At 66.7% G+C, this 3,278-nt stretch carries 4 protein-coding genes and 1 pseudogene; 3 read left to right on the forward strand and 2 right to left on the reverse strand.

Annotated elements, in window-relative coordinates; translation table 11 throughout:
• On the reverse strand, nucleotides 1-201 hold a 201-nt coding region (locus tag QZV84_RS04040; protein WP_292825661.1), incomplete at its 3' end, for a hypothetical protein.
• Between the two features lie 239 nt (nucleotides 202-440).
• Here QZV84_RS04040 and QZV84_RS04045 point away from each other — a divergent pair.
• Nucleotides 441-653, forward strand: a complete 213-nt coding sequence (locus tag QZV84_RS04045) for a hypothetical protein (protein WP_292825663.1) — start codon at nucleotides 441-443, stop codon at nucleotides 651-653.
• A 190-nt stretch (nucleotides 654-843) separates the two neighbouring features.
• Nucleotides 844-1,080: pseudogene (locus tag QZV84_RS11430) on the forward strand (hypothetical protein); the annotation flags it as partial.
• Here the strand turns inward: QZV84_RS11430 and QZV84_RS04050 are convergent.
• Nucleotides 964-1,782 (reverse strand): hypothetical protein, encoded by an 819-nt coding sequence (locus tag QZV84_RS04050; protein ID WP_292825666.1) that lies wholly within the window; start codon nucleotides 1,780-1,782, stop codon nucleotides 964-966. The pseudogene QZV84_RS11430 and the gene QZV84_RS04050 sit on opposite strands and share 117 nt — an antisense overlap.
• A gap of 324 nt (nucleotides 1,783-2,106) precedes the next feature.
• Between QZV84_RS04050 and QZV84_RS04055 the strand changes: the two genes are divergently transcribed.
• A partial coding sequence (locus QZV84_RS04055; RefSeq protein WP_292825669.1) for a LuxR C-terminal-related transcriptional regulator occupies nucleotides 2,107-3,278 on the forward strand: 1,172 nt, incomplete at its 3' end.

Raw genomic sequence — 3,278 nt, forward strand, 5'->3', positions numbered from 1 at the left:
GGCCCTCGAGCGTGCATGATCGTGGGGGAAGAAGGCCCACGCGTCGCCATCCGCGCTATAGTCCTCCCGCACCGTGCCCCACTGCCGCTCGCTCAAGTAGGGACCCCAGCGCAACCAGGGCGCCCCGTTACCTCGCTCCAGCAGGCGATCGCGTTCAGCGTCGATGAGCCCTATCCTCGGTTCGGGCTCCTGCTCTCTCATGAGAGCCTCCTTCTTCCTCTGCATGCAACGGTGTCGCAGTCACTCCGTGCCGACGTCATCCCGCCGGGGTGATCAATTGTTCAGGGGCCATCGGATCACCCATGCGGGGTGACGACCGCATTCCGGCACCGCGCGATCCTCGACACAGGTGGTGACGCTCGAACCGCTCGGGTATCCCGTCGGCGCTCGCCCAAGGTCGCGCGTGCATCAGCGACTACGCACTCTGAAGGGAGGCCGAGGTGTCGGCACGGTATGAGATTGTCGTTGCCGGCGAGGCCGGGCCGATGCTGCTGGCGGCATTGGACGGCTTTACGTTGCGGCCTGGGCCCTCCGGATCCGTCCACCTCATCGGCGCCTTGGCTGATCAGGCCGCCCTCCAGGCGGCGTTGCACCGAATCCACGATCTGCACGCCGAGATTCTCGAGGTGCGTCGTCTGGATGTGACGAGGTGAGGCGGCGGGACCGGAGGGACTAAGGGCCCTACCTAACCGTCGCCCGCACTGGGATGCTTTGAAGGTGGGCCCCTCGCCAAGTGACCTCGCCGACCGGCCGCTTCTGCCGACTCATGCGTCCGCAGAGCTACCCCGACCGCGGCTGGAGGCCGCGCTGGATCGGGTGCAGCCTGCCGGGATCGGTATTGTCGTGGCGCCCGCGGGGTCGGGAAAGTCGGTCCTTCTGGGTCAGTGGGCAAGACGTTCCGCCGCGCGCGTGTGCCAGATGAGAGTCACTGCGAGTCATGACGATCCCGTGCTCTTCGCCCGGTCACTCGTGTCTGCGTTCGTGGCCGCCGCTCCCGAGTTCGATCCCGGAATCGCCGAGCTTGTCAGCGGCCCCGCACTCGGGCCGGCGTTCGTGAACCGGTTGCGTGCGGAGCTTGAAAGCCTGGGCGACCAGATGGTGGTGGTGATCGACGATGTGCACCTGCTGGACAACGAGCTGATCTGCGGTGATCTTGCGCGCCTGCTCGGGCGGCTCCCGCAGACAGTTCGGGTTCTCATGGGCGCTCGATGGGACCCCCCGCTGCGCCTGCAGCGGCTCAGGCTGGATGGACGCCTCATGGAGTTGAGGGCATCCGATCTCGCCTTCACCGGGGACGAGAGCCGGGACTTGCTCGAGTCGGTGTCGGGCAGGCCGCTCAGCGTGGCGCAGGCTGAGGCGCTCCACGCGCGGACCGAAGGGTGGGCAGCGGGTTTGCAGTTGGCCGGGATCTCGTTGCAGCGGGTACCCGACGCGGACGCCTTCATCGACCAGTTCACCGGTAGCGACCGACTCATCGCCGACTACCTGGCCGAGGAGGTGCTCGATGATCTCGAGCCTGGCGTCCGCCGCTTCCTGCTGAGCACTTCGGTGCTGGAGTGGCTGGACGCCGATCTGTGCGACGCAGTCACGGGTGACGGGAACGGTGCCGAGATGCTGGATCTCCTGGCATGGCGCTCGTTGTTCCTGGTGCATCCGGGGACTGCGGACGGGCGACTTCGCTACCATCACCTCTTCGCCGATCTGCTGCGCTATCGACTCCGCGTTCAACCCGGAGAGGAGCCGCGCCTTCGCCGCCGGGCTGCGCAGTGGCTGCTCGATCATGGCAACTTCGCCGATGCGGTCGAGCAGTCGCTGGCCGCCGGCGAACCCGGCCGGGTCGCCGACTTGGTCATCGCATACGGGCAGGACTCATTCGAGCGTGGGGAAGCCGCGACCCTGGCCCGCTGGCTCGAGGCGGCCCGCAACATCGACCCATCGCTGTCGGCGGCGGTGGAGGTCAATCTCCTCGCTGCTCAGATAGCGGCGTTCCAGACCGACGAGGCGGTGGAGACGTACCGACGACTGCGGCGTAGAGCCGATCTCTCAGACGGAGATTCGGCCGCGGCCGCGGCCCTGTACGCGTGCGCAGGGCTGGACGATCTGCCGATGGCCGAGGTGTTCAAGGCGGCGGAGACGGCCACGGGGCTACTGCGAACCGCCGACGACATCGTTATCGACTTCCTCGGTGTCGGCGGACGTGACAGCGTCGAGTTTCTGGCCGAATGCATGGTTGCCGTCGCACTGCTGTTCGACGGCGATCTCGATCGCAGCGCGGCAAAGTTCGAAGCAGTCCGCGACCTTCCTGGCGCGCAATACCGGGTGTGGAAGATCTACGCACTGGGCGGGCTCGCTCTCGCGCGCGCACTGGCCGGGCACGCGAACGAGGCGCGATCGAACGCGATGGCTGCACTGGAAGTGGCTGAAGCCAACGGCATCACCTATCACCACAGCCTGGCGTTTGCGCATTTCGCGCTCGTAAGAGTCGCGCTCGACCAGCTCGATCAGAACATGGCTGCCTTTCACCTCGGCGAGTCCGGTATCCGGGCGCACACGACCAGGCTGGCCGCGAATGTGGCCATTCAGCATCTCTTGGAGGTCGAGCAGACGGCACTCTGGAAGGGTCCGGATGCCGCCCTGACTGAGTTGCGGTCCTCTGACCGCCACCCGTGGGAGCCGAAGGTCGTGACAGGTCTCCGTCAAGCGCTTGAAACGCGCATGCTGATCGCGATGGGCAAGTGCGACCAAGCGCGAGCACTTCTCGACATCAACTCGCGCGCGGACGCCCTGACTCCGCAGGTCATCGACCTCAAGCTTGCGACCGGCGATGCTGCCGCTGCTCGCCAGGCACTCAGTCAATGGGATCAGCCCAAGACCCTGCGGTGCGCAATCGAGCACGAAATTCGAACCGCCGCCGTCGCGGCCGAGGAGGGGGCGCGCAGTCACGCAACCCTCGCGCTGCGGCGCGCCCTCGAGCTGGCCGAGCAGGACGGGCTGCGGGCACCGTTCCTCGAGCAGGCAGAAGTACACCGGATGCTTCGAAGGGAGGTGCTGCGTGGATCGCAGGGCTTCGCCCGCTCTATCATCTCCCGATCAGTGGTGCGCGACGACGCCGCCAGTGCGGGGCAGTTGGAGGCACCGCTGACCGAGCGCGAACGGGAGGTGCTCGACTACCTCCCGACACGCCTGTCGAACAGCGAGATCGCACGCGCTCTGTTCGTTTCGACGAACACGGTCAAGACCCACCTCCGGCACCTCTACATCAAGCTCGCCGTCACGGA

This window comes from Microbacterium sp. (assembly GCF_011620715.1).
Classification (GTDB): domain Bacteria; phylum Actinomycetota; class Actinomycetes; order Actinomycetales; family Microbacteriaceae; genus Microbacterium.

Excerpts from the sequence above, each read along its gene's own strand:
- QZV84_RS04050 (WP_292825666.1), bottom strand. The coding sequence starts at position 1,782 with ATGATCGAGCAGCCACTGCGCAGCCCGGCGGCGAAGGCGCGGCTCCTC.